The 26404-nt window shown below is 34.8% G+C and carries 21 protein-coding genes and 1 riboswitch; of the genes, 19 read left to right on the top strand and 2 right to left on the bottom strand.

The window, feature by feature from the left end; all coding sequences use genetic code 11:
- Positions 1-18: 18 nt before the first annotated feature.
- The 5 genes from AC6CHK_RS03685 to AC6CHK_RS03705 all read left to right on the top strand — a co-directional run bounded on the left by AC6CHK_RS03685 (position 19) and on the right by AC6CHK_RS03705 (position 3905).
- Positions 19-486, top strand: a complete 468-nt coding sequence (locus AC6CHK_RS03685; RefSeq protein WP_498093642.1) for a transposase — start codon at positions 19-21, stop codon at positions 484-486.
- Positions 487-572: 86 nt separating this feature from the next.
- Entirely contained in the window at positions 573-1604 is a 1032-nt protein-coding gene (locus tag AC6CHK_RS03690; RefSeq protein ID WP_498093644.1) for an AAA family ATPase, read from the top strand.
- A gap of 57 nt (positions 1605-1661) precedes the next feature.
- Positions 1662-2024 carry a four helix bundle protein gene (locus tag AC6CHK_RS03695; RefSeq protein ID WP_498093646.1) on the top strand — a complete coding sequence of 121 codons (363 nt, stop codon included), beginning with the start codon at positions 1662-1664 and terminating at the stop codon, positions 2022-2024.
- Positions 2025-2073: 49 nt separating this feature from the next.
- Positions 2074-3396: a DUF58 domain-containing protein gene (locus AC6CHK_RS03700; protein WP_498093648.1), complete on the top strand. Its 1323-nt coding sequence runs from the start codon at positions 2074-2076 to the stop codon at positions 3394-3396.
- Positions 3397-3479: 83 nt separating this feature from the next.
- Positions 3480-3905 (top strand): OsmC family protein, encoded by a 426-nt coding sequence (locus tag AC6CHK_RS03705; RefSeq protein WP_498093650.1) that lies wholly within the window; start codon positions 3480-3482, stop codon positions 3903-3905.
- A gap of 47 nt (positions 3906-3952) precedes the next feature.
- Here the strand turns inward: AC6CHK_RS03705 and AC6CHK_RS03710 are convergent, their stop codons facing one another.
- Positions 3953-6565, bottom strand: a complete 2613-nt coding sequence (locus tag AC6CHK_RS03710; protein ID WP_498093652.1) for an MGH1-like glycoside hydrolase domain-containing protein — start codon at positions 6563-6565, stop codon at positions 3953-3955.
- 188 nt (positions 6566-6753) lie between these two features.
- Positions 6754-6865: riboswitch (SAM riboswitch) on the top strand.
- Between the two features lie 64 nt (positions 6866-6929).
- Between AC6CHK_RS03710 and AC6CHK_RS03715 the strand changes: the two genes are divergently transcribed.
- The 7 genes from AC6CHK_RS03715 to metF all read left to right on the top strand — a co-directional run bounded on the left by AC6CHK_RS03715 (position 6930) and on the right by metF (position 16442).
- Entirely contained in the window at positions 6930-7880 is a 951-nt protein-coding gene (locus AC6CHK_RS03715; protein WP_498093654.1) for an alpha/beta fold hydrolase, read from the top strand.
- Positions 7870-9405, top strand: a complete 1536-nt coding sequence (locus AC6CHK_RS03720) for an ACT domain-containing protein (RefSeq protein WP_498093655.1) — start codon at positions 7870-7872, stop codon at positions 9403-9405. Before AC6CHK_RS03715 ends, AC6CHK_RS03720 begins: the two co-directional genes overlap by 11 nt.
- A 16-nt stretch (positions 9406-9421) precedes the next feature.
- Positions 9422-10606 (top strand): O-succinylhomoserine sulfhydrylase, encoded by a 1185-nt coding sequence (locus AC6CHK_RS03725; RefSeq protein ID WP_498093657.1) that lies wholly within the window; start codon positions 9422-9424, stop codon positions 10604-10606.
- Between the two features lie 35 nt (positions 10607-10641).
- Positions 10642-11652 carry a homocysteine S-methyltransferase family protein gene (locus AC6CHK_RS03730; protein WP_498093659.1) on the top strand — a complete coding sequence of 337 codons (1011 nt, stop codon included), beginning with the start codon at positions 10642-10644 and terminating at the stop codon, positions 11650-11652.
- Between the two features lie 65 nt (positions 11653-11717).
- Positions 11718-12809 carry a fatty acid desaturase family protein gene (locus AC6CHK_RS03735; protein ID WP_498093661.1) on the top strand — a complete coding sequence of 364 codons (1092 nt, stop codon included), beginning with the start codon at positions 11718-11720 and terminating at the stop codon, positions 12807-12809.
- 7 nt (positions 12810-12816) lie between these two features.
- The gene (metH, locus tag AC6CHK_RS03740; RefSeq protein ID WP_498093663.1) at positions 12817-15477 is read left to right on the top strand and encodes a methionine synthase; all 2661 of its coding nucleotides are present in this window, start codon (positions 12817-12819) and stop codon (positions 15475-15477) included.
- 8 nt (positions 15478-15485) lie between these two features.
- Positions 15486-16442, top strand: a complete 957-nt coding sequence (gene metF, locus AC6CHK_RS03745; RefSeq protein ID WP_498093665.1) for a methylenetetrahydrofolate reductase [NAD(P)H] — start codon at positions 15486-15488, stop codon at positions 16440-16442.
- 57 nt (positions 16443-16499) lie between these two features.
- On the opposite strand, the gene AC6CHK_RS03750 is transcribed toward metF, so the two are convergent.
- Positions 16500-17654: a hypothetical protein gene (locus tag AC6CHK_RS03750; RefSeq protein ID WP_498093667.1), complete on the bottom strand. Its 1155-nt coding sequence runs from the start codon at positions 17652-17654 to the stop codon at positions 16500-16502.
- 101 nt (positions 17655-17755) lie between these two features.
- Here AC6CHK_RS03750 and folE point away from each other — a divergent pair, with 101 nt between their 5' ends.
- From folE to AC6CHK_RS03785, 7 genes are all read left to right on the top strand, one after another.
- Complete coding sequence (folE, locus tag AC6CHK_RS03755; RefSeq protein ID WP_498093669.1) at positions 17756-18421, top strand: GTP cyclohydrolase I FolE; 666 nt, start codon at positions 17756-17758, stop codon at positions 18419-18421.
- A gap of 11 nt (positions 18422-18432) precedes the next feature.
- A complete protein-coding gene (locus AC6CHK_RS03760) occupies positions 18433-18864 on the top strand; it encodes a DinB family protein (protein ID WP_498093671.1) in 432 nt (143 codons plus the stop codon).
- Positions 18865-19007: 143 nt separating this feature from the next.
- On the top strand, positions 19008-20474 hold the full coding sequence (gene cysS, locus AC6CHK_RS03765) for a cysteine--tRNA ligase (protein ID WP_498093673.1): 1467 nt from the start codon (positions 19008-19010) through the stop codon (positions 20472-20474).
- A 211-nt stretch (positions 20475-20685) separates the two neighbouring features.
- Positions 20686-21849 (top strand): T9SS type A sorting domain-containing protein, encoded by a 1164-nt coding sequence (locus tag AC6CHK_RS03770; protein WP_498093675.1) that lies wholly within the window; start codon positions 20686-20688, stop codon positions 21847-21849.
- Positions 21850-21978: 129 nt separating this feature from the next.
- On the top strand, positions 21979-24633 hold the full coding sequence (locus AC6CHK_RS03775; protein ID WP_498093677.1) for a 4-alpha-glucanotransferase: 2655 nt from the start codon (positions 21979-21981) through the stop codon (positions 24631-24633).
- A gap of 142 nt (positions 24634-24775) precedes the next feature.
- On the top strand, positions 24776-25723 hold the full coding sequence (locus AC6CHK_RS03780; RefSeq protein ID WP_498093678.1) for a hypothetical protein: 948 nt from the start codon (positions 24776-24778) through the stop codon (positions 25721-25723).
- Positions 25724-25911: 188 nt separating this feature from the next.
- Positions 25912-26352 (top strand): DUF4890 domain-containing protein, encoded by a 441-nt coding sequence (locus tag AC6CHK_RS03785; protein ID WP_498093680.1) that lies wholly within the window; start codon positions 25912-25914, stop codon positions 26350-26352.
- The last annotated feature ends 52 nt before the right edge of the window (positions 26353-26404 follow it).

A 26404-nucleotide genomic window follows, 5' to 3' on the forward strand; every position in this document is an offset into this window, starting at 1 on the left:
CGTAGGAGTGAAACAGAAATGGCAAATACTTATATTCAGATTTATATTCAATTTATCTTCGCTGTACAGGGAAGGCAAAATCTAATTGACCCTTCAAAAAGAAAAGTTTTGCAACAGTATATTTCCGGTATTATTAAAAATAATAATCAAAAATTATTGGCTATTTATGCAAATCCTGATCATATTCATCTTCTTATCGGATTTAATACTTTGAATTTTAAAATTCCGGATCTTATTCGAGATATTAAAGCAAATTCGTCCAGATTCATCAATGAAGAAAAATGGCTGAATGGAAAATTTAACTGGCAGGAAGGTTACGGTGCATTTTCTTATTCAAAAAGTCAGATTGATAAAGTTGTAAATTATATTCTAAATCAGGAAGAACATCATAAAAAGAAAAATTTCAAGGAAGAATATCTTGAGCTTTTGAATAAATTTGAAATACAATATGATGAAAAATATCTTTTTGATTTTTACGACAGTTAAACGCCGCTCCTTCGGAGCTCACAAAACAGACTTAAATAAAGCTACAAACATTTCGCTCCTACGGAGCTCACAAAATTAAAGAAGTTATGGAAAACCTCGAAAACCAAAATACAGAATCTCAAATTCCTATTAATATAGATGATAAAGAAAACAGATTTGAATCAAGACTTGATATGACAGAACTTCGTATGAGTTTGGAAAAAGTAAAATCTGAAATTGCAAAAGTGATTGTCGGTCAGCACGATATGATCGAGCATCTTTTGGCGGCTTTACTATCAAATGGCCATGTTTTGATAGAAGGTGTACCCGGTGTTGCCAAAACAATTACCGCAAAGCTTTTGGCTAAAACAATTGATGTAGACTTTAGCAGAATACAGTTTACGCCAGATTTGATGCCTTCGGATATTTTGGGAACATCGGTTTTTAATGTGAAAAATTCAGAATTTGAATTTAAAAAAGGACCTATTTTTTCCAATTTTATTTTGATTGATGAGATCAACCGCTCACCGGCTAAAACTCAGGCAGCATTGTTTGAAGTAATGGAAGAAAGACAGATCACGATGGATGGAACACAATACGAAATGGATGCCCCGTTTTTAGTTGTTGCTACTCAAAATCCGATCGAGCATGAAGGAACTTACAGACTTCCCGAAGCACAATTAGACCGTTTTTTGTTTAAAATAAATGTTGGTTATCCAAATCTTGAACAGGAAATTTCGATCATAAAAAATCAGCATGAAAGCAGACAGGAAGATAAAACTGACGTGGTAAAGCCTGTCATAAGCGCACAACAGTTAAACAATTATCAAAAGCTGGTAAAAGAAATTGTTGTAGAATCTCAGTTGATGGAATATATTGCTAAAATCATCATCAATACAAGAGAAAATCAGTTTTTATATTTAGGTGCGTCTCCGAGAGCAAGTTTGGCTTTATTGACAGCCTCAAAAGCTTTTGCCGCATTACGAGGACGGGATTTTGTAACTCCGGAAGATATAAAAGAAGCAAGCTATGCAGTTTTAAGACACAGAGTAATCGTGTCGCCGGAAAGAGAAATGGAAGGTTTAACAGCCGATGAAATTATCCGCCAGATTTTGGAAGGTATAGAAATCCCAAGGTAGATTGCAGGTAAAAGGTTGCAGGTTATAGTTAACAATTCGTATTTAGAGGTTTGAGTTATGGCTAATTTTAAAGAGCTTTTAGTGTGGCAGAAATCAATAAATTTTGTTACCGAAATTTACAAAACAACTGATGCTTTTCCTAAAGATGAAACGTTTGGTTTAAAATCTCAAATCAGAAGAGCTTCTGTTTCAATTCCGTCTAATATTGCTGAAGGAAATTCAAGAAGAAGTAAACCTGATTATTTGCAATTTTTGAAAATATTAAGAGGAAGTTGTGCAGAAGTTGAAACACAATTGATAATCTCAAGAAATCTTAATTTTTTGAATGAAACAAATTATTTAAAATTGAATCAAGACATTATTGAAATTTCAAAAATGCTAAACGGACTTATTAACTCTAAAAGAAGCTTAAAACTTTAAAGATTCAACAACCTGCAACCTAAAATCTGAAACCTGCAACCCTAAAAATATGAAAAACTTATACATCAATACACGCTTCTTTTTCACGCTTATCGGTGTGGGAATATTGTATGTTTTGGCATTTTTCTTTCCGTTTTTTATGATGTTTGTGCACATTTTGCTGTTACTTGTTTTTCTTGCTGCAATGGTTGATTATTTGCTTTTGTTTAGGGAAAAAGAAGCGGTTTTGGCACAAAGAATCTTGCCTGAAAAATTATCAAACGGTGATGAAAATCCTGTAAAAGTTGATGTTAAAAACAATTACAGTTTTAAGATTCATATTAAAATTATTGATGAAATTCCGTTTCAGTTCCAGAAAAGAGATTTTTTAATTGAAAAAAAGATAGAATCCGGTAAAAACACATTGTTTCAATATATTCTTGAGCCCAAAGAAAGAGGCGAATACAATTTTGGAGCTTTAAATATTTTTGCATCTTCGCCTTTAGGTTTTATTTCCAGAAGATTTACCTTTCAGAAAAATGCCATGCTTCCCGCTTATCCGTCTTTTGTGCATTTAAGAAAGTATGAATTGATGGCTCTGCAAAACGAATTTTTGCTTGGCGGAATCAAAAAAATACGAAAATTGGGACATACAATGGAATTTGAACAGATCAAAGAATATGTTCCAGGAGATGACGTAAGAACGATCAACTGGAAGGCGACTTCAAAGTCCAACCGGTTGATGGTCAATCAGTTTCAGGACGAGAAATCCCAGCGTATTTTTATGTTGATTGATAAAGGAAGAACGATGAAAATGCCCTTTAACGGATTGAGCCTTCTTGATTATTCCATCAACGCGACAATGGCGCTTTCACATATTATTCTTAAAAAAGGTGATCGTGCAGGAATGATGACTTTCTCCAAAAAGACCGAAAATAAAGTTGCTGCAGACAATAAATCCGGTCAGTTGAGAAAGATTTCCGAATCATTGTATAACATAAAAACCGACTTTTTTGAAAGTGATTTCAACAGATTGTATCAGGATGTGAAATATTCTGTTAATCAAAGAAGCTTGATTTTACTTTTCACAAATTTTGAGACATTAGACGGATTAAATCGACAGCTCAAATATCTTCGTGGAATTGCAAAAAACCATTTGCTGGTTGTGGTTTTCTTTAAAAATTCAGAATTGCAGACGTTACTTCATAAAAACCCCGAAAACATGCAGGAAATTTATGATGAAATTATCGCTGAAAAATTTGAATTTGAAAAAAAACTCATCATTCAGGAATTAAGAAAATATGGAATTTATTCTGTTTATACGCTTCCCGAAAACCTGAATGTTGATGTGATTAATAAGTATCTTGAAATAAAAGCAAGAGGGATTTTGTAAATTAATAATAATAAACGCTTCGACTTTGCTCAGCGGACACAGTTTTTTTTTAAGCGAGTCGAAGAATCTTTAAATAATTTAAAATGAAAATAATACTTAACAGAATAAACGACGACTATCTATTTGAGTGTACCAACTCACAAGGAAACTCAATTCTTTTGGATAATACTTCACAACCGGGAGCCAAAGGCGTTTCACCAATGGAAAGCGTATTGATGGCGGTTGCAGGTTGCAGTGGAATCGATGTTGTTTCTATTCTTAAAAAACAAAGACAGGAAATCACGGATTTCAAGGCTGAAGTTGAAGGTGAAAGAATTGTTGTAGAAGATGCAAAACCTTTTAAATCTATAAAAGTTAAGTTTTTATTGGAAGGAAAAATCGATCCTCAAAAAGCATTAAAAGCATCACAATTGTCATTTGAAAAATACTGCTCGGTTTCAAAAACATTAGAACCCAACGTAGAAATTGGCTATGAAGTTTTTGTAAACGGAGAAAAAGTAGAAAAATAGAGTTTTGAGAGTTGTGAATATTTCACAACTCTCAAATTTCCAGATTATTATGCTAATCTTGGCTTCATTAGTTTCGCAACAGTTGCCGTCCAACCAGTTTGATGGGAAGCGCCAACGCCTCGCCCGTTGTCACCATGAAAATATTCAAAGAAAGTGATGTAATCTTTGAAGTGTTCATCATAATTAAATTTATAATTTCCTCCGTTAAAAGCTCTTTGTCCGCTTTCATCTTTTAAAAATATCGAACAAAGCCTGTTGCTGATATTTTGGGCTACTTCATCAAGATTTCGTTTGTCGCCACTTCCGGTCGGGAGCTCGACTTTTAGGCTGTTTCCGTAATAAAAGTGGAAACGCTGCAAACTTTCTACAATCAAAAAATTTATAGGAAACCAAATTGGGCCACGCCAATTGCTGTTGCCGCCAAACATGCGGCTGTCACTTTCTGCGGGAGTATAATAAACTATATTTTTGTTGCCGTGCACGGTAAAAACAAAAGGATTTTCTTCGTAAACTTTAGACATGGCGCGAATTCCATATTGGCTTAAAAATTCTTTTTCGTCAAGCATTCTTGATAATACTTTGGTGAGCCTTGTTTTGCGCAAAATACTCATCAGATGCTTTCTTCCGCTGCCTTCTTCTTCCCAATGCGAAACAAGATTGGCGAGTTCGGGCTTGTTTTTCAATACCCATTCCATTCTGTCACGGAAATTTGGCATTTTTTCAAGCAGATTATGATCGATAATTTCTACGGCAAATAAAGGAATCAATCCGACAATACTTCTCAAACGCAATGTTACACTTTCGCCATTGCCCAACTGAAGTACGTCGTAAAAGAATCCGTCTTCTTCGTTCCACAAGCCTTCTTTATCTTCCCCCATATTTTCCATGGCCTCAGCAATATAAAGATAATGCTCAAAAAATTTGATCGCCATATCTTCATAAACCTGATAATATTGTGCAAGCTCCATCGCAATACGCATCATATTGAGCGCATACATCGCCATCCAGCTTGTTCCGTCGGCCTGTTCCAGATGTTCGCCGTCTTTAAGCTCCATATTTCGGTCGAAAGCTCCGATATTATCGAGTCCTAAAAAGCCACCGCCAAAAATGTTTTTGCCGTTTTTATCTTTTCGGTTTACCCACCACGTGAAATTCAGCAGCAGTTTCTGGAAAACTTTTTCTAAAAATAATAAATCAGGTTTTCCGTTTGCCTTTTCATCAATTTTAAAAACCCTGAAGCAAGACCAAGCGTGTACCGGCGGGTTTACATCACTTAAATTCCATTCGTAAGCCGGCATTTGTCCGTTTGGATGCATGTACCATTCTTTGGTAAGCAGAAGCAATTGGTTTTTGGCAAAATCTCCGTCAATAATTGCATAAGGAACGCAGTGAAATGCCAAATCCCAGGTCGCATACCACGGATATTCCCACTTATCGGGCATCGAAATGATATCTTTATTGTGAAGATGTTCCCATTCCGTATTTCGCACATAATTATTAAAATCTCTCGGTGCAACATAATTAGGATCGCCTTTCAGCCATTTCCCAACGTTGTAATGATAAAACTGTTTGTTCCAAAGTAATCCTGCAAAAGCCTGTCGCTGGACGTTTTTTTCGTCTTCATTAATTACGTCCTGCTGTATTTCTTCATAAAATTCGTTTGCTTCGGCAATTCGAGTATTAAAAATATCATCAAAATCATAAAAGGCATCATCCATATCATGAGGAGATAAACGGAATTCAAATATTTCCGAAGATCCTGCTTTGACTATTTCGTCAATCATAAATGCAGCTTTTGTTCCTCTTTTTTCAGGATTTACAGTATTTGCCTGATGAATGATAAAATCGTTGATTCCGTCTTTATAAAATGCATTTTCAACTTCCGGCGTTCCGTAGATCTTTGGATTGTTGGTTTCATTATCACAAAACAGGCTTTGAGCGTTTTTATTTTTAGAGTAAAACTTTTTGATCCCCAAACTGTCATGATTGATATTGATACGGCCGTCCGAATCATGTTCCAATTGTCCTTTGTATTCATTATAGCCCCATTTCCAGTTGTTTCTGTACCACATTGTTGGCAAAACAATTATTGGAGCATCGCGGTTGCTTCTGTTGCATACTTTTACCCGCACCAAAATATCATTAATATCAGATTTACAGTATTCGATAAAAATATCAAAATATTCGTCCTGGTCAAAAATTCCGGTATCTATAATCTCATATTCAGGTTCTTTTTTGGTGCGTCTTCCGTTTTCTGCAAGAAGATCTTCATAAGGAAATTTATTGATCGGATATTTGTACACCATTTTCATATAACTGTGTGTTGGTGTATTGTCGAGATAATAAAAAAGTTCCTTAATATCTTCCCCGTGATTTCCCTGAGGATTGCTCAAACCGAAAAAGCGTTCTTTTATTCTTTCGTCATTTTTGTTCCAGAAAGATAATGCAAAACATAAAAGCTGTTTGGTATCCGAAATTCCGGCAATACCTTCTTCGCCCCAGCGGTATGTATAGCTTTCTGCATTATTGTGGTTGGCATAATGCCAGGCATTTCCGTTTGGGCTGTAATCTTCGCGCACATTTCCCCACTGCCTGTTGCTTACATAAGGCCCCCAGTTTAGCCAGCTTTTATCTTTCAGTCTCTGCTTTTCAATGCTCATAAAGAATCATTTTTCCATGCTAAGGTATATTTTTTAGCAAAAAAATCCAATTTTTTTAATCTGAATAATTCTTAACATAGTTTTAAAACCCTTCTGTTTACAGGCATTCAAAGATTAAAATTATGTTTTTATTGAAAATTAAAGAAAAAGTTTTATCTTTGCACCATTCGTTCATTCAAATATTGAAAATGTTATCCAGAAAGGTTGAGGGATTAGACCCTGTGAAACCTTAGCAACCCTTTGCGAAAGCAAAGAAGGTGCTACGTTCTACCAAATAATTTTATTTTGGACAGATAACTTACTGAAGTTCTTTTCAGCCATTTCTTGTGGCATTTTCAATTGTATTAAATTTAAATTAATAGAATTGGAAACAGAACTAAATTATATCAACTTTTCGTATAAAACCAATTCCCATAAGGAATACAATATCCCGTTGAGCTACCAGCTTTTCGGGAAAGACTTGTTTTCAGCACCGATCATTTTGGTAAATCACGCCTTAACCGGAAATTCAAATGTTGCCGGAAAAAAAGGATGGTGGAAAAAATTAATTGGTGAAAACCAGGTTATTGATACAAATAAATATACAGTTCTGTGCTTCAATATTCCCGGAAACGGATTCGATGATTTTTTAATTGATGAATATGAAGATTTTACGCCTTCGGATATTGCAAATATCTTTTTAAAAGGACTGGAATTTCTTAAAATTAAAAGTTTGCACGCTATTATCGGAGGTTCGCTTGGAGGAGGAATCGGTTGGGAAATGTTGACAAAAAATCCAAATCTTGCCGAAGTTTTCATTCCAATTGCCTGCGATTTTAAAACTCATGACTGGCTTCACGCACAATGTCTGGTTCAGAAATTTTTGCTAAACGGAAATGATAAGCCATTGCAGAAAGCCAGAATTCATGCGATGTTGTGTTACAGAACACCTCAATCTTTGAACGACAGATTTCAAAATAAATATAATTCGGAAAAACAGCTTTTAGAATCTGAAGATTGGCTCGTTTATCACGGAAATGCATTAAACGAAAGGTTTAGTTTAAAATCTTACCAACTGATGAATCATTTATTAATGAACATCAATGCGGAAGAAAGTCAATTGGAAAAAATCCAGGCACGAATGCACATGATCTCCGTTGATACAGACTTATTCTTTCCCGCTTCCGAAATCCGGATGTGTTTTGAAAAGCTTAAAGTAAAAAAGGAAAATGTTTTCTATCACGAGATCAAATCAATTCATGGGCACGACGCCTTTTTAATGGAATACGAACAATTAAATAGCATCATTAAAGATACTTTACAAGATGAAAAATAACGAAATAAAATTTTTAAAAAACAGATCAATCATCAAATTTGAAGGAGAAGATTTCTTAGGTGAAATCGGAGTTGACGGACGAATTTTCAAAGCACTTACTTTGGCGCGAATCAGTGTTGGAATAATTTCTCAACAGGCAGTCGAAAACGGAATATCGATTTTAGTGCAGGAAAACGACTCTGAAAAAGCGGTCAATTGCCTAATCGAAGAGTTTGAAAAAGAAAGAAAATCAGGAAAAGTTTCTCAGATTTACAGCATCAATAATGTTTCTGTAATAGGCTTTGTTGCAGAAGATTTTAATAAAGTTTTATCAGAATTAGCTAGAAATAATGTCTTTCCATTGCTTTTAAACCAAGTTGCTAGCGAAGGACGTGTAAATATCGTCGTAAGTTCTGCACAAGACGAAAAAGCAAAAAATATCATCGAATCTGAAACTTCTAAAAAACCAAAAACGGTTCATTTGGCGATTATCGGTCATGGAAATGTTGGGAAAACATTGATCAATCAGGTTTTACAGTCATCAGAAGAAATCAGAAGACGTAAAAAGATTGATTTAAAAGTTGTTGCCGTTGCGAATTCAAGAAAAATCGCTTTCAATAAAAAAGGTTTTGATAACAATTGGAATGATGAGGTTTTGGTGGCAGAAAGTCCGTCAAATGTAAACGAACTTATTAGTTTCTCAAAAGAAAATCAACTGGAAAACTTGATCGTTGTTGATAACACTGCAAGTAAAGATTTTGTTAAAAATTATCATACTTTGGCTGAAAACGGTTTCGATCTGGTTTCTTCCAACAAAATTTTTAACACACTTCCGATCGAAGAATACCGCAAACTAAGATATACGCTGAACAAAAATAACAGACGTTATCTATACGAAACCAATGTTGGCGCTGGTTTACCGTTAATTGACACAATTAAACTACTTCACCTTTCTGGAGAGAATATTACAAGAATCAAAGGTGTGTTTTCTGGTTCGTTAAGTTATATTTTCAATAATTTTTCTATTAGAAACGATAAATTCTCGACCGTGATTGGAGAAGCAATGGAAAAAGGGTTTACAGAGCCTGATCCACGCGAAGATCTTTCCGGAAATGATGTTGCAAGAAAATTGTTGATTTTGGCAAGAGAATTAGACTTAATTAATGAATTTAGTGATATTAATATTCAAAATTTAATTCCTAAAGATCTTCTTTCAATTGAAAAAAATGAATTTATCTCAAGATTGAATGAATTGGATGAAGAATATCAGAAAATAAAGGAAAATCAAGAGCCGAATCATGTTTTACGTTATGTTGGCGATCTTCATGGCGATCTTCAAAAAGATAAAGGTGAGCTTGATGTAAAGCTGATCTCTGTTCCCGCAACTTCCGCTTTAGGACAATTGAAAGGTTCAGACTCAATTTTTGAAATCTATACGGAAAGTTATGGTGAAAACCCGATCGTAATTATGGGAGCCGGAGCCGGAGCTTTAGTGACTGCAAGAGGAGTTTTCGGAGATATTTTAAGAGTAAGTGAAAGTAAATAAATTTGTAAATGTATTAATGATGAATAACGAAGAAAAACCATCAACTAATTTTGAAACCCTTGCTATAAGAACACAAACCGAAAGATCTCAGTTTGACGAACATTCCACGCCGTTGTATTTGACTTCCAGTTTTGTTTTTGAGGATGCGGAAGATATGAGAGCGAGTTTTGCAGAAGAAAAACCAAAGAATTTATACAGCCGGTTTTCAAACCCGAATGTCACGGAATTCACAGATAAAATCGCAAAAATGGAAGGTGCGGAAGCCGGATATTCTTTTGCGACCGGAATGGCGGCCATTTATTCAACATTTGCGGCTTTGTTAAATGCTGGCGATCACATCGTGAGCTGTCAATCTGTTTTTGGCTCAACGCATACTTTGTTTACAAAATATTTCCCTAAATGGAATATTGAAACAACCTATTTCAAAGCCGAAGACGCAGGAAATGTTGAAAAATATATTCAACCCAACACAAAGATTTTATATCTGGAAACACCGACAAATCCGGCAATTGAAATTTTAGATTTAGAATTTTTTGGACAAATCGCCAAAAAGCATAATCTAATTTTTATTGTAGACAATTGTTTTGCCACGCCTTACCTTCAGCAGCCGATAAAATATGGTGCAGATATTGTTGTGCATTCTGCAACGAAATTGATTGACGGACAAGGACGAGTTTTGGGTGGAATAGCGGTCGGAAGAGAAGATTTAATTCGTGAAATTTATCTTTTCGCAAGAAATACAGGACCTGCAATGTCACCTTTCAATGCTTGGGTTTTATCAAAAAGCTTGGAAACATTGGCAATTCGTGTGGAAAGACATTGCGAAAATGCTTTAAAAGTTGCCGGGTTTTTAGAAAATCATCCTAATGTAGAATTGGTGAAATATCCATTTTTAAAATCTCATCCGAGCTATGAAGTGGCAAAAAAGCAAATGAAATTAGGCGGAAATATCGTTGCCTTTGAAATAAAAGGCGGAATTGAAGGCGGAAGAAACTTTTTAGATAAAATAAAAATGTGCTCGTTATCTGCAAACCTTGGCGACACAAGAACAATTGTAACGCATCCAGCATCCACAACACACTCGAAACTCACAAATGAAGAAAGAAATGAAGTAGGAATTACAGCAGGTTTGGTCCGTTGCTCGGTAGGCTTGGAAAATGTGGATGATATAATTGCTGACTTAAAGCAGGCATTAGATTAATTAGAACTTAGAAATAATTTAGCCAAAATTTATAAATGAAAAATTCAGAACAGTTATATAAAGCATTATCCGAAAGAATTTTAATTCTCGACGGAGCAATGGGAACGATGCTTCAGCGATACAAATTTGAGGAAGAAGACTATCGTGGCGAGCGTTTCAAAGATTGGGAACATCCCGTAAAAGGAAATAATGATTTGCTTTCTTTGACGCAACCCAACGCGATTGAAGAAGTTCATAAAAAATATCTGGAAGCAGGAGCAGATATTTTGGAAACCAACACTTTTTCAGGAACGACAATCGCAATGGCAGATTATCACATGGAAGAATTGGTTTACGAACTGAATTACGAATCTGCAAAAATCGCAAGAAAAGTTTGTGATGAATTTACAGCTAAAAATACGGACAAACCAAGATTTGTAGCTGGCTCAATTGGTCCGACAAACAGAACGGCAAGTTTGAGTCCTGATGTAAACGATCCGGGTTATCGTGCAATTACTTTTGATGAATTGAGATTGGCGTACAAGCAGCAATCAGAAGCTTTGTTAGACGGAGGTTCGGATATTTTATTGGTTGAAACAATTTTCGATACATTAAACGCAAAGGCGGCTCTATTTGCAATTGATGAAATTCAGGAAGAAAGAGGAATTAAAATACCGATCATGGTTTCAGGAACAATCACAGATGCTTCGGGAAGAACGCTGAGCGGTCAAACGGCGGAAGCATTTTTGATTTCAGTTTCGCATTTGAATTTATTGAGCGTTGGTTTCAACTGCGCTTTGGGAGCGAATCAGTTGACTCCATATTTGGAAACTTTAGCGCACAATTCAGAGTTTTATGTTTCGGCTTATCCGAATGCAGGTTTGCCAAATGCTTTTGGAAATTATGACGAATCTCCTGAATTTATGGCTGAACAAATCAGGGAATATGTAGAAAAAGGATTGATCAATATTATTGGTGGCTGTTGCGGAACAACTCCGGATCATATTAAAGCAATTGCCGATTTGGTAGAAAATTATAAACCGAGAAAAGTGAAAGAATTTGTATAGTATTTGCTGTTGTTAAATAAAAAACATGGATTGATATTATTTTTAAAACAAAAAAATTAATGATAATGGAAAAACCAAGTTACAGTAAGAATACCGACGAAACAAAATTGTTTAATGAATTAAGAAAAAGGGTGAATAAGCGAATCGAAGAGATACCTGAAAACAGAGACTTTTATATAAAAATAAAGGCTTTGCTATTGCCTTTGCTTTATTTCGGTCTCTATTTTTTTGCAATTTTCAATGCAGGCAATCCCGCGATCTATATTTCATCTTACGTGTTGATGGGAGTAATGCTTGTTTTGATTTACTTGAATTTAATACATGAAGCCGCACACAACAATATTTTTAAAAATAAAAAGCTCAATTCTGCTGTGATGAGTATTTTTGATTTTATTGGTGCCAATTCGTACATCTGGAAAAAAAGACATATCGCAAGCCATCACGCTTATCCGAACGTAGACGGTTGGGATACAGACATTGAGCAAAGCGGTTTACTTTTGATTGTTCCGTGGATTAAAGCGAAAGGTGTGCAAAAATATCAACATTTCTTTTTCTTTTTAGTTTATCCGCTGTATTTGTTCAACTGGATGTTTATCAGGGATTTCAGGGATTTTTTTGATAAAGAAAGAGTGATTTTGAAAACACAAGGGAAAATTCCTGTTTCTGAGAAAATAAAAATGATCAGTTTCAAATTATTTTATTTTTTCTACCAGATCGCAGTGCCGATTCTGTTTTTTAGTGTTTCGCCGGGCTTGGCTTTCGAAGCATGGTTTTTACAGGTAATTGTAGCAAGTATTTTTGCGCTTTTTGTGCTGTTACCTTTGCATCCACTTCCTGATAATGCTTTCCCAAGGCTTGATAAAGACAATCACCTTCCGTACAGCTGGCTGCGTCATCAGTTGGAAGTGACCAATGATTTAACGAATAATAACTGGATTGTAAGAAATGTTCTCGGGAATTTTAATTTTCATGTTGCTCATCATTTATTTCCTAATTATAGCTATTTATATTACAACGAAATTACGGAAGAAGTAGAAAAGTTTGCAAAAGAACACAATCTAAACTACAAAAGATTTCCAATAACCACAGCGCTTGGTAAGCATGTGGATTTGCTTAAAAAGAATGCATCAAACGCATATTACATTTTAGAAGAATAAAAAATTAATGAAGTATTTAAGATTATCAGGCCTTGAGCCTTTGATCATAACTCCCGAAAGCAATTTCATCAACGTTGGAGAAAGAACGAATGTAGCAGGTTCCAAAAAGTTTTTAAGATTAATAAAAGAAGAAAAATTTTCTGAAGCTTTAGATATTGCCCGTCATCAGGTTGAAGGCGGCGCACAGATTCTTGATGTTAATTTTGATGACGGATTGATCGATGGAAAAGCTTCCATGATAAAATTCCTGAACTTAATTGCTTCAGAACCCGATATTTCCAGAATTCCAATCATGATCGATTCTTCAAAATGGGAGATTTTGGAGGCCGGATTACAAGTTGTTCAAGGGAAATCTGTGGTAAATTCAATCAGCTTAAAAGGTGGTGAAGAAGAATTTATAAAGCAGGCAAAAGCAATCAAAAGATACGGTGCAGCGGTCATTGTAATGGCTTTTGATGAAGATGGCCAAGCCGATACATACGGCCGCAGACTTGAAATCACAAAAAGATCTTATGATATTTTGGTTAATCAAGTACAATTTCCTGCCGAAGATATCATTTTTGATTTAAATATTTTTCCTGTTGCAACCGGAATGGAAGAACACCGAAGAAATGCAATCGACTTCATCGAGGCGACAAGATGGGTTCGACAAAATCTTCCGTACGCTTCTGTGAGCGGAGGAGTGAGCAATGTTTCGTTTTCTTTCCGCGGAAATGATACGGTGAGAGAAGCGATGCATTCGGTTTTTCTTTATCACGCCATTCAGGCTGGAATGAATATAGGAATTGTAAATCCCGCAATGTTGGAGGTTTATGATGAAATTAATAAAGAATTATTAGGTCTTGTTGAAGATGTAATTTTAGATAAAAGAGAAGATGCAACGGAAAGACTTTTAGATTATTCCGAAAGAAATAAATCCGTCAAAAAAGAAGTCGTTGAAGAACTTGAATGGCGAACAAGACCTTTGCAGGAAAGAATTACACATGCTTTGGTAAAAGGAATCGACCGTTTTATTGAAGAAGATGTGGAAGAAGCAAGATTACAGTCTGCAAAACCTTTACACGTTATTGAAGTTAATTTAATGACCGGAATGGGCGTGGTCGGAGACTTATTCGGAAGCGGAAAAATGTTTTTACCACAAGTTGTAAAATCGGCAAGGGTAATGAAAAAAGCGGTTGCTTATTTACAGCCTTATATTGAAGCTGAAAAAGACGGCTCAAGACCTGCCAACGGAAAAATTTTGATGGCAACGGTAAAAGGTGATGTTCATGATATCGGTAAAAATATTGTGAGCGTTGTTTTGGGTTGTAACAATTATGAAATCGTCGATTTGGGAGTGATGGTTCCTGCTGAGAAAATTATTCAGGCCGCAATTGATCATAATGTTGACGTGATCGGATTAAGCGGTTTGATCACGCCAAGTTTGGATGAAATGGTTTATATCGCATCAGAATTGGAGCGCCAGAATCTTAATTTTCCTTTATTAATCGGTGGTGCAACGACTTCAAAAGCGCATACGGCGGTAAAAATAGATTTAAAATATAAAAATGCGGTTGTTCATGTAAATGATGCTTCCCGAGCTGTAAATGTTGTAAGTTCTTTGCTGGGCGATAGAAATAAAGAATATGTTAATGATTTAAAAAGTGACTATTCAGATTTCCGTGAAAAGTTCTTAAATAGACAAATTGATAAAGAATATGTGTCGATTGAAGATGCAAGAAGAGATAAATTTAAAATTGATTGGGAAAATGAAGAGATTTTCACGCCAAACCAATTAGGAATACAGGTTTTTGAGAATCAGGATTTGAATGAATTAGTTCCGTTCATCGACTGGTCACCGTTTTTCAGAAGTTGGGATCTTCACGGTAAATATCCGAATATTTTTGATGATGAGGTTGTTGGATCTCAAGCGAAAGAATTATTTAAAGATGCTCAGATTATTTTAAAGAGAATCCTTGACGAAAAATCATTAACTGCAAAAGCAATTTTCGGAATTTTTAAAGCTAATTCAACTGAAAATGATGATATTTTAATTTTTGATGAAAACGGTCAGCAACAGTCAAAATTTATCACATTAAGACAGCAATTACAGAAATCAAAAGGAAAAGAATATTTAGCGTTAAGTGATTTTATTGCACCTCAAAATTCTGGAAAAACCGATTATGTCGGAGCTTTTTGTGTGACAACAGGCTTCGGAACCGATGAATTGTCGGAAGAATATGAAAATGCCAATGACGATTATAATGCGATCATGGTAAAAGCTTTGGCAGACCGTTTTGCAGAAGCTTTTGCTGAATTTTTACATAAAAAAGTAAGAACCGAATATTGGGGTTATGCCAATCAGGAAAGTTTAAGCAATGAAGATTTAATTGCCGAAAAATATAAAGGAATCCGTCCTGCACCGGGTTATCCAGCCTGTCCCGACCATTTAGAAAAACATGCGATTTGGGATTTATTAAAGGTTGAAGAAAATATTGGAGTTTATCTCACCGAAAGTTTGGCGATGTTTCCAACGGCTGCAGTTTCAGGTTATTATTTTGGAAGTCCGCACGCGAAATATTTCGGATTGGGAAAAATCGCAGAAGACCAATTGAAAGATTATTCAAAAAGAAAAGGAATTTCTTTTCAGGAAGCCAGAAAATGGTTGTCACCTAATTTAGCAGAGTAAAATTGAACATGAAGATTACAGACCACATAAAAAACGCAAACGGAAAAACATTATTCTCTCTCGAAGTTGTCCCGCCTCAAAAGGGAATTGGGATTGAAGATTTATATAAAAATATTGATCCGTTGATGGAATTCAAACCGCCTTTCATCGATGTTACGACTTCCCGCGAAGAATATATTTACATTGATAAAGGAAATGGTCTGATGGAACGCCGAATCACCAGAATGCGTCCCGGAACGCTCGGAATTTGTGCTGCAATTCAACATAAATATAATGTAGACACCGTTCCACATTTACTTTGTGGAGGTTTTACAAAAGAAGAAACCGAATATCTTTTGGTAGACTGTATGTATTTGGGAATCGACAACATTATGGCACTTCGTGGCGACGCGATGAAAGGTCATCAGTATTTTGAAGCCACTCCTGGCGGTCATGCAAGCGCAATGGACTTGGTGAACCAGATTAATAATCTGGGAAGAGGAAAATATCTTCATGACGATCAGGCTTGTGATGATCACAACAAATTTTGCATTGGTGTTGCAGGTTATCCAGAAAAACACATGGAAGCGCCGTCAATGAATTATGACTTAAAATGGCTAAAACAAAAAGTCGACGCAGGAGCAGATTATATCGTAACACAAATGTTCTTTGATAATAAAAAGTTTATTGAATTCGTTCAAAAAGCCAGAGAAATGGGCATTACCGTTCCTATTATTCCCGGAATAAAACCTATTGCAACGAAGAAACATTTAAAGCTTTTACCGCAAGTTTTTAAAATTGATTTGCCTGAAGAGTTAATAAATGAAGTAGAAGCGGCCAAAAATAATGAAGCCGTAAAACAAATCGGAATCGAATGGGCTATTCATCAATGCAAAGAACTACTTGATTTTGGAGTTCCTGTTTTACATTTTTATTCGATGGGAAAAAGTGATAATATTAAAAAAGTGGCGGGAGAATTGTTTTAAAAAATATTCAGGATTTTAATAATTTTCGGCGCAGCCAAAGGCTGCGCCGAAAATTATTTATAGCATCGGATGCCTTTCAAACTCTTTATTTTTATCAAACAAAAAACGATAAGTTGCGAGCTTTCTCGTCACTTTTGTGTCTAGATTTTCTGCAATTTTTATCATTTTAGGGTTAAAATCACCAATCCATTGCAGTTCGGTAACCTTAAAATCAGTATGTTTTCTCAAATGTTGGGTTCCTTCCCAGATCATGTAGCCTTCAATCCCTTTTTTTTGCCATTCAGGAACAACACCAAAAACCAGTCCGACCATTTTTTCATTTTTCTTGAATCTTTTAATCCATAAAAATTTAAGTTTCTCAATAAAACCAAACTTTCCGTTCAGAAATTTAAACCATTGATTCAAATCCGGAATATTCATCCACATCGCAATGGGCTTTTCATTCTCATAAACAAACCATGAAATATGTTCATTAATAATTGGTTTCATAGTTTTAAACATTTTCAGAACTTTAGCCTCGCTCATCTGTTTTCCTTCTCCGTGTGAAGACCACGCTTTATTATAAATTTCTGTAAAATCCTTTGCAAATTTTTCCAGGTTATTCTTTTTAAGTGGTTCTGCAGAAATATTTGGATTTTTGCTGTGTTTTGCATGCATCACCGTAAAAACTCTCGAAACTTCTGCAAAAATTGGTCTTGTAAAACAAAGCTGCTCAAAATAAATTTTCAAACCATAATTTTCAAAAAGATCTTTATAATAGGAAAAGTTATAATTCATTCCATATAAAGGCTCGACAAAACCATCAATAAGAAGTCCCCAAAATTTATCTCTTTCCCCAAAATTAATCGGTCCATCCATCGCTTCCATTCCTCTTTCCTGAAGCCAACTTTGGCAATGATCAAAAATAAAATTGGCTGTTTTCTGATCATTAATGCAGTCAAAAAAGCCAATTCCGCCGGTCGGTTGTGCTTGTTTATAAAATTTGTTGACGAATACGGCAACTTTACCTACAGTTTCACCATTGTCATTTTTATAGATAAACCTTTTACATTCTCCATTTTTAAAAAATCTGTTTTTTTCAGGATTAAAAATCTCCTCAATATCTTTATTTAAAGGGCGGATGTAGTTTTTGTCGTCTTTATAAAGCCTTACCGGAAATTCTAAAAATTCCTGTTTTTGCGTTTCATTGAGTACTTCTTCGGCAATGATCATATTTTTTCAAATAATATATGGTGAAGGGTAATTTTAATTTTGGGCTAATTTAAAAATATATGAATTAATTTTATCCGTATTTTTGTTGCAAAATAAATAAAATGGTTGATTTTACTGATAACGACGATGATATTTTCACCGGAAAAGAGCATACGCCGATCCGTGAAGATGCTTTTGAGAAATCGCCACAGGAAAAGATAGAAAAAATTACAGAGCTTTTTGGAGAAATAATGCAGACTTTGGGGCTTGATATGGAAGATGATTCGTTAAAAGATTCTCCAAAACGTGTTGCCAAAATGTATGTGAATGAAATTTTCGGTGGTCTTCTTCCTGAAAACAAACCTGGGATTTCTACATTTTCAAATAAATATAAATACCGCCAAATGTTGGTAGAAAAAGATATCACGGTATATTCTTTTTGCGAGCATCATTTTTTGCCGATTATCGGTAGGGCACATGTTGCCTATATTTCGAACGGCGAAGTGATTGGTCTTTCAAAAATAAACAGGATTGTAGATTATTATGCCAAAAGGCCGCAAGTACAGGAAAGATTGACAATGCAGGTTGTAAATGCACTGAAAGAGGCTTTAGGCACGAAAGACGTTGCCTGTATCATTGATGCTAAACATCTTTGTGTAAATTGCCGTGGAATAAAAGATACGGCAAGCTCTACAATTACCGCAGAATTGAGCGGCATTTTCAGGACAAATCCAATTACCAGACAAGAATTTCTGCATTACGTGGGAAGTCACGCAAAATTAGATTAATGTTAATTTAAATGGATTATCAGATTCTTAAAAATATTGTTGAAGAACAGCTTCTGAGATTCGAAGAGATCTACGAAGAGGACTGGGCATATAAAGTTTCTCCAGAAAAATGGTCGAAAAAAGAAATTCTTGGTCACCTTTGCGACAGTGCTTTAGCAAATATCAGAAGGTTTGTGATTACGCAATATAAAGAAAATGAAAATATTGTCTACAATCAGGATTTTTGGGTGAAAGCACAGAATTATCAGCATGTTCCGACTTCTGATATCATCAATCTTTGGAAATTTTTAAACCTTCAAATCGTAAATGTTGTAGAAAATATTCCTGATGAAGCTTTGCAAAAAACTTGTGATATGACGAAAACCGAACCGCGGATTTTTACGCTGGAATTTATTATTAATGATTATATTAGTCACTTACAACATCATTTAAAAGCTATTTAATAATGACAAAATTTAAAAAAGTTTCGGATAAAATTTTTGTAACTACGATTATTTGTTGTTGCTGCAAATGTTGCGATTGAAGATTTCGTCTTTAATGTGCAGAAACTTAAATTAATTTTAAATTATTATATCAAAACAAAACGATGCAATTAAAAATATACAACTCGCTTACGGGAGAAAAAGAAATATTCAAGCCAATTTTAGACGGAAATGTCGGAATGTACGTTTGTGGGCCAACGGTTTACAGCAATGTGCATTTGGGAAACGTGAGAACATTCCTTTCTTTCGATTTTATTTACAGATCACTTACACATTTAGGCTATAAAGTAAGATATGTAAGAAATATCACTGATGCAGGCCATCTTACGGACGATGGAGACGTGAATAATGACAGATTTGTAAAGCAAACCCGTCTCGAAAAACTTGAACCAATGGAAATTGTACAAAAATATACCGTAGATTTTCATAAGGTTTTGGATATGTTCAATTTATTACCGCCAAATATTGAACCTACTGCAACGGGCCATATTGTTGAGCAAATTGAATTGACTCAAAAATTAATCGAGAAAGGTTTTGCTTACGAAAGCAACGGTTCTGTTTACTTCGATGTTCTTGAATATAATAAAAGAGGTCTGAATTATGGCGAACTGTCAAAACGTAATATTGAAGAGCTTTTTGCAAATACCCGAGATTTGGACGGACAAGGTGAAAAGAAAAATCCGCAGGATTTTGCTCTTTGGAAAAAAGCCTCTCCGGCGCACATCATGAGATGGAATTCGCCTTGGGGAGAAGGTTTTCCGGGATGGCATCTTGAATGTACTGCAATGAGCACGAAGTATTTAGGAGAAACTTTTGATATTCACGGCGGTGGAATGGATCTTAAATTTCCGCATCACGAATGTGAAATTGCGCAAGGAAAAGCATGCAACGGAGCTTCTCCTGTAAATTATTGGATGCATGCCAATATGTTGACAATGAATTCTCAGCGGATGAGCAAATCAACAGGAAACTATATTCTGCCGATGCAATTGGTTTCCGGTGAAAACGATTTTTTTGAGAAGCCTTTTCATCCCACAATTGTTCGTTTTTGCTTTTTACAGGCGCATTACAGAAGTGTTCTTGATATTTCAAATGACGCCATGATTGCCAGCGAAAAAGGATTTACCAGATTAATGGAAGCGGTTAAAATCTTAAATTCAATCAGTCCGAATGAACAGAAAGAATCAAATTTTAATCTTGAAGATTGGAAAAATAGAGCGTATGACGCATTAACAGACGATTTCAATTCTCCAATTCTGATTGCGCATTTATTTGAAGCAGCGAAGTTTATTTTTGCTTTAAACGACGGAAAGGAAACGATTTCTTCAAAAGATTTAGAAGATTTAAAATCAACTTTAAATGCTTTTATTTTTGATGTTTTGGGACTTCAGGCAATCGAAGAAAATAATAATGAAAAGCTGGATCAGACGCTTCAGGTTTTAATTGAGCTGAGAAATCAGGCCAGAAAATCTAAAAACTTTGAACTTTCCGATCAGATCAGAGACAAGCTTTTAGCTGAAGGAATCGAGTTGAAAGACGGAAGAGACGGAACGACTTATGTTTTGAATTAAAACAAACGAATTTTAAATTATATCTCTCGCAAATTTTAAAGATTACACAATCTTGAAATTTGCGTAAGTTTTTTTGTTATTAGAATGAAGCAAGCGTCGAAAATAAAGATTCTTTTAAGAAAAGGCAGGCAATTTTATCAAAAATTTTTTCACATTCAATTTAAAAATTGCTTAACTTAGTCATAATAAAATCATTACAAATTATTATGCTATGAAAAAATATTTATTCCCTGCCATTTTATTACTTCTTGGAAATACAATAAATGCACAACAGGACTTCTTTGCTCTTGCCGGAAAGGACTCTCCGAGAATTGAATTCAGTGATTTTCGTGCCATGAATTCTAACGGAACATCAGGCGAAAGTATCTTTGGTGCTTCTTCGCAGGCAACAGTGGTTTCTCAATCGAGAAATGCTCAAATAACAGAAGATAAAAATTCGTACAATCACGCTCAGGCAATAACTTTGGCAACTTTGGCTTTTGATTCTTCAGGTGATAATCTGGTGTATATGCCGATGTTTTCTTCAAACATTTATGTTTTAAATCAAAAAACCAAAGAAATTACTTTAGTTGAAAATAATGCAGCCAGAGTTACGGCTTGCGATATCAATTCGCACATGACGAGAATGACGGCGGGCTATGACGGAAGTATTTATGCAATAAACAATGCAGGAACTCAGTTTATTCAGATCAGTAAAAAGAGCAGTCAATATGTGGTAAATGATCTTGGAATTATAAAAGACGATCCGTCAAATGGTAAAAATTCGTTTACCGCAATGGAAAGTGGTTTTGGCGGAGATATGATCGCCGACGCAGAAAATAATTTCTACGTTTTCTCAACTTCAGGAAATGTTTTTAAAGTTTCAACTAAAGATTTAAAGGCGAAATTTATCGGAAAAATAACGGGCATTCCTGAAAACTATTCTGTGAACGGAGCTGCGGTGAATTCCAAAGGAAATATAGTGATTGCAAGCGCAAAAGGCGCATCTTTATACGAATTGAATTTAGAAAATCTGCAGGCAAAGCAACTTTCCGGAGAAAATAATTTGCATATTTATGATCTTGCAAGTAAGTATTTTGTCAACGACAGAGCGGCTTCAGCAAGCGTTTTTGCCAATCTTGATATTTATCCTACGAAAGTAGATGAAGATTTTATTTATGTAAATGTAAATGACAAATCTGTAAAAGGGAATATTAAAGTAAATATTTTTGATATTTCAGGAAAAGCAATCATGGCGCAAACATTATCCGTGAAAGATGGTTTGCTGAAAAAGCAGATTTATCTGAAAAACTTAGTTAACGGTTCTTATATCGTCAATATTACCGATGCTTCCGGAAAAGCATTATTAAATAAAAAGATTCTGGTAACAGAATAAATTTTGATTTTTTATATTATTAAAAAGAACCTTTTTTCGAGTCTGAGAAAAGGTTTTTTTAATGAATATTTGATATTGCAACCCCTTGTTTTTCAATTTTAAAAATGTATTTTTATACAAAAAATATAGATGAAATTATATTTAAACGTTGGCTATCGAGCAAAAGTTGGTGAAAAGCTGCAAGTATTGATCGATGAAAATGGAGCGACTTCCAGAGTTCACGCTATGTTTTATACGGAAGATCATTTTTGGAAATGTGAAGTTGATTATTTCTCAAAATCAATTTCTTACAAATATCAGTTAATTGATGAAAAAGGCAGTATTTTAAGAGAAGAATTTGTTTCTCATAACCTTAATTTCCCGCACAATTATAAAGAATTTTTGATTTTTGATGAATGGAATAATAAGAATTTTCCGGAAAATTATCTCAACAATAAAGTTCTACAAAATAAGCTGAATCATTTTATTCCTCAGAAACTTAGCGTTCTCAAAAAGCATACGCACTTATTTAGGATTGAGGTGCCAATTTACAATCCCGAGTGGGAAATTGTTGTATTTGGAATTACAGCTTCTTTGGGAAATTGGGATTATGAAAAAGCAATTCATCTTTTTCAGACTGACTTTGGAATTTGGGAAGTTTCTGTTGAGATTCCCGAAAATCAAACGATAGAATATAAGTATGCTATTTATGATAAAATTACAAGAAAAGTTATTGATATAGAAAATGGCGACAACAGATTTGCAACACCAAATCTTCAGAAGGATGTTTTGCAGATATTGTCCAATCATTATTTTAAATTCAAATCATATCAAATGTATCATGCGGCGGGTGTTGCAGTTCCTGTGTTTTCTTTGAGAACTGAAGAAGGATTCGGTGTCGGGGAATTTTCAGATCTGAAAAAGCTTGCAGACTGGGCTTATGAAACTTCTTTGGGAATTATTCAGATTCTTCCGATTAATGATACAACCGCAAATTATTCCTGGACAGATTCTTATCCTTACGCGGCGGTTTCCGTTTACGCCTTGCATCCGCAATATATTTCTTTAGAAAATTTGGATTTTGATTTACCTAAAGACTTAGTCGATGAATATCATTCAGAGAAATCAGAACTTAACTCTTTTGATTTAATTGATTACGAAAAAATGATTTCGAGCAAATGGAAATTTTTAAAAGCCGTTTTCAAGGCCGAAAAAGATAAAATATATAAAGACAGAAATTTTAAAAAATTCATTAAAGACAACGAAAGCTGGCTTCTTCCGTATTCGGCTTTCTGTGTTTTAAGAGATAAATATAAAACTCCTAATTTTAACGATTGGAAGACGCATAAAAAATACATCGCAGGGAAAATTTCACCATTTTTTTCAGCTAAAAATAAGGAATATGATACGGCAATGCTTCATGCCTGGGTTCAGTATCAACTACATAAGCAGTTGAAAGATGCTGTAGACTATATTCATAGTTTAGGAGTTTCTCTAAAAGGAGATTTGCCGATCGGGATTTATCGATATTCTGTTGAAGCCTGGGCGGAACCTGAGCTTTTCGGAATGGATTTCCAAGCTGGTGCACCACCTGACCAATTCACAGATTTAGGTCAAAACTGGGAATTCCCAACTTATAATTGGGAAGCCATGAAAGCGGATGATTATCAATGGTGGAAAAACAGATTCAAAGCATTGGAGCAATATTTTGATGCGATGAGAATTGACCATATTTTAGGTTTTTTCAGAATTTGGGGAATGCCGATTTCTGCTACGCAAGGGATTTTAGGATATTTTTATCCTGCGGTACCTGTTGTTTTGGATGAATTCAAAGCAAGACATATTCCTTTTGATTTTGACAGATATTGTAAGCCTTTTATAAATGATCAGATTCTTTGGAATTACTTTGGCGAAGACAGCGGCAAAGCACTTGAATTTATCAATAATAATTTTGACGGAACCTATTCCTTAAAAGATGAATTTAATAGTCAGAGAAAAATTTCAGATTATTTTAAGACAAAGAAAGAAAGTATTTCAATTGAAGAAAAACTAATTTCATTATGTGCAAACGTCTTATTTTTAACGGAAGAAAAGAATGGAGAAACCGTTTATCATCCTCGATTTAATGTTTTCAAAACAGATTCTTACAAGTATTTATCAGATTGGGAACGCGGAGCAATTTATGAATTGTATCACGATTATTTCTTCAAAAGACAAGATTATTTATGGCACGAGAAAGCTATGGAAAAACTTCCTGTTATTTTAAATGCTACAAAAATGTTGATCTGTGGTGAAGATTTGGGCATGGTTCCGGATTGCGTCCCTGATGTGATGAATGAATTGGCGATCATTGCATTAAAAGTACAACGTATGCCATCGGATGATATTCCTTTTTACAATCCTAAAAACGCTGGCTATCTGAATGTTGTTACGGCCTCTTCGCACGACAGCTCGACTTTAAGACAATGGTGGACCGAAAATGCAGATTTGACACAGGCTTATTTTAATCAGCAGCTCATTCAGTATGGTAAAGCTTCAGAAAAACTGGAGCCGCATTTAGCGGAAATTATCATGAAACAGCATCTTTATAATGATGCAATGCTGGCGATTTTTCCGTTGCAGGAGTTCTTGGCAACAGATGCAGAACTTGCGAATCCTGAAATTGATAATGAAAGAATTAATAATCCTGCCGTATTTCCGCATTACTGGCGTTACAGGATGCATCTGAATATTGAAGATTTAAAGGAAAATGCAGCATTTAATCAAAAAATTTCAGGGTGGATAAAAGATAGCGGACGGTTATAATTGAAAATAATTGTATTGATTATCAATTGATTAATGATATTTACAAGGAAGTTTTATCTAAGGATTTAACTTCCTTTTTTTCTTTACATCAAAAAGATAAGAATGAAAGTTCTGCTATATTAACCAATTAATGCTTATAGAAATGAAAAAAATACTTTTGGGATTAATGCTGGGTTTCACGACTTTGTCGTTTGCACAGCAGTATCCAAACAACGGATGGGGAGACGACGATGGATATAATGATGGATATTACGATGACGATGAAGACAGGAATTATTTTCCGGATGATTATTATTACAATTATCCTCAGGATTATTATCCAAACGATTATTATCAAAGTTACTACAATGATTACAGAAGCAGTATTGTCAATATCAACTGGAATGTTTTCTTTAGACAAAACAGATTAAACCGTTGGCAGATTGATCAGATTTTGTATCTCAACAATTTGTATTCAAGCTTCTCTGCATGGAACAATTTTTACAGATATAATCCCGACAGATGGTATTACGACAGGTTTTATGCAATGGAAAGAATTTTAGGACCGAGAATATTTGTTGTATTCCAAAACAATTATTATCGCAGACAAAGTCCGATCGTGTATTTCCAAAATTACAGAAGAACGCATTACACGCCAAGATTCAGAGTGACGCCGAGATACAGGAATGTGAATATAAATATTTATAGAGTTGACAGAAATAATTTCAGACGACAAGATAATCCTACTTTGAAAGTGGTAAGATCTTCAAGAGATTCTGGATTTAGAAATAAGGGAAACAGCAACTCGTCAGGTGGTTTCAGAAACTCCAATAATGCAGTAAGAAACAATAATGGAGGAAGTTTCAAAAAATCTGACAATAATGTAAGAGGTAATAATGGCGGATTCCGAGGCAATGATAACAGAACATCTGATAACAGAAAAACAAGAGAAGTTGCTCCTCGAAGTGAAAACAACGGAACAAGAGGAAATGGAGGTTTCAGATCACAACAGAGAAAAGAAAATTCGAGTCCGAGAATTCAAAATAATTCTCCGAGACAGAATAACGGAAATGAAAGAAAAGCCGCAGGAATGAGAAACGGATTTAGTTAATAAATAATTTTCATATATTATATTTGAGTGGTGTAGGGATCAGGTTTTATTGCCTGATCTCTTTTTATTTTAAATAATCTTTGAAAAATTAATATTAAAATTTAACATTATTTATGAATTTCGTTTTTAACTTTGGCTGTTATTCCGTATCAAAAAGATATAACAAACCAATTAATTAATTTAAACAAATGAAAAAATTAGTACTAGCAATAGCATTTATCGGAATGGGAAGTTTTGCAATGGCACAACAGACAACTCCACAAGACAAAGAAGTAAAAAGAGCTGAAATGAAACAGAAAATGCAGCAGAGAGAGCAGGAAAGAATAGCAGAAATGCAGAAAGAGCTTAATCTGAATCAGGATCAGGTTTCACAAATTAAAGATCTTCATGCAAAAAGAAGAGCTGAAATGCAGGAAAAGTCTGCTCAGACCAAAGAAATCAGACAGGCAAGAATGCAGGAAATGAAGGCTAAAAGACAACAGATGGATAATGATATGAAGAAAATCTTGTCTCCCGAACAGTATGATAAGTGGCAAGCGGGAAGAAAAGCGAAAATGGAGCAGAGAAGAGCAATGTTGAAAGAAAAAGGAATGAAAGGAGATCGCGGAATGAAAACGCAGGGATTGTAAGATTTCTCAGTCAAATAAACTGATAGTTTATAATTTTGATTTTTTAATGTTA

Source organism: Chryseobacterium sp. GQ58 (genome assembly GCF_059758895.1).

Coding starts and splice junctions, on each gene's coding strand:
- AC6CHK_RS03685 (WP_498093642.1), top strand. CDS start 19: ATGGCAAATACTTATATTCAGATTTATATTCAATTTATCTTCGCTGTA.
- AC6CHK_RS03690 (WP_498093644.1), top strand. CDS start 573: ATGGAAAACCTCGAAAACCAAAATACAGAATCTCAAATTCCTATTAAT.
- AC6CHK_RS03695 (WP_498093646.1), top strand. CDS start 1,662: ATGGCTAATTTTAAAGAGCTTTTAGTGTGGCAGAAATCAATAAATTTT.
- AC6CHK_RS03700 (WP_498093648.1), top strand. CDS start 2,074: ATGAAAAACTTATACATCAATACACGCTTCTTTTTCACGCTTATCGGT.
- AC6CHK_RS03705 (WP_498093650.1), top strand. CDS start 3,480: ATGAAAATAATACTTAACAGAATAAACGACGACTATCTATTTGAGTGT.
- AC6CHK_RS03710 (WP_498093652.1), bottom strand. CDS start 6,565: ATGAGCATTGAAAAGCAGAGACTGAAAGATAAAAGCTGGCTAAACTGG.
- AC6CHK_RS03720 (WP_498093655.1), top strand. CDS start 7,870: ATGAAAAATAACGAAATAAAATTTTTAAAAAACAGATCAATCATCAAA.
- AC6CHK_RS03725 (WP_498093657.1), top strand. CDS start 9,422: ATGATGAATAACGAAGAAAAACCATCAACTAATTTTGAAACCCTTGCT.
- AC6CHK_RS03730 (WP_498093659.1), top strand. CDS start 10,642: ATGAAAAATTCAGAACAGTTATATAAAGCATTATCCGAAAGAATTTTA.
- AC6CHK_RS03735 (WP_498093661.1), top strand. CDS start 11,718: ATGGAAAAACCAAGTTACAGTAAGAATACCGACGAAACAAAATTGTTT.
- metH (WP_498093663.1), top strand. CDS start 12,817: ATGAAGTATTTAAGATTATCAGGCCTTGAGCCTTTGATCATAACTCCC.
- metF (WP_498093665.1), top strand. CDS start 15,486: ATGAAGATTACAGACCACATAAAAAACGCAAACGGAAAAACATTATTC.
- AC6CHK_RS03750 (WP_498093667.1), bottom strand. CDS start 17,654: ATGATCATTGCCGAAGAAGTACTCAATGAAACGCAAAAACAGGAATTT.
- folE (WP_498093669.1), top strand. CDS start 17,756: ATGGTTGATTTTACTGATAACGACGATGATATTTTCACCGGAAAAGAG.
- AC6CHK_RS03760 (WP_498093671.1), top strand. CDS start 18,433: ATGGATTATCAGATTCTTAAAAATATTGTTGAAGAACAGCTTCTGAGA.
- cysS (WP_498093673.1), top strand. CDS start 19,008: ATGCAATTAAAAATATACAACTCGCTTACGGGAGAAAAAGAAATATTC.
- AC6CHK_RS03770 (WP_498093675.1), top strand. CDS start 20,686: ATGAAAAAATATTTATTCCCTGCCATTTTATTACTTCTTGGAAATACA.
- AC6CHK_RS03775 (WP_498093677.1), top strand. CDS start 21,979: ATGAAATTATATTTAAACGTTGGCTATCGAGCAAAAGTTGGTGAAAAG.
- AC6CHK_RS03780 (WP_498093678.1), top strand. CDS start 24,776: ATGAAAAAAATACTTTTGGGATTAATGCTGGGTTTCACGACTTTGTCG.
- AC6CHK_RS03785 (WP_498093680.1), top strand. CDS start 25,912: ATGAAAAAATTAGTACTAGCAATAGCATTTATCGGAATGGGAAGTTTT.